Origin of the sequence: Halobellus sp. Atlit-38R (assembly GCF_003665925.1) — an archaeon.
GTDB lineage: Archaea > Halobacteriota > Halobacteria > Halobacteriales > Haloferacaceae > Haloquadratum > Haloquadratum inordinatus.
Genome location: NZ_QXIJ01000401.1, coordinates 1 through 435, shown reverse-complemented (window position 1 = coordinate 435; position 435 = coordinate 1). Strand labels below are relative to the sequence as shown.

Here is a 435-nt window from a genome sequence, read left to right as displayed (position 1 = left end):
TCACTACATACAGCCGAATCACGGCGATGAGCCGGCTCCTGTTGAAGAGTTCGAAACGATAGGAGAATGGGCTACCGACATCGAAGCGCGGCTGCAGGAGGTAAAGCTGGCGAACACGGATGAAGACCGAATTCTACGGGAAATCTTTCGCCAGAACGAGCAGTACGACTCTTTTCCAGAGTGGCCGACCGGGGGGTTCCTCAGTCAGCTTGAGGAGTTCTTGGAAGAGAACGTCGAAGCCTCTACTGAATACCAGACGAAACTAATGGGAGAGAGTGATGTACAAGCGAAGCTCGTATGCTGGGGGGTTGTCGGACAGTGATTCGGGAGCTACGGTAGGGGCCCCTTCTGATCCAGTAAATCATATTTCTCCAAGACCAGTTCGAAGTACATCTCGTCCATCAGCTTCGGACTCTCAACGCGATGGAAGTCGTC

Annotated in this window: 1 protein-coding gene; it reads left to right on the top strand. The window is 52.9% G+C overall.

Going from position 1 to position 435, the window contains the following annotated elements; translation table 11 throughout:
- On the top strand, nt 1-322 hold a 322-nt coding region (locus tag D3D02_RS20065), incomplete at its 5' end, for a hypothetical protein (protein WP_147435816.1).
- Nucleotides 323-435: the final 113 nt, after the last annotated feature.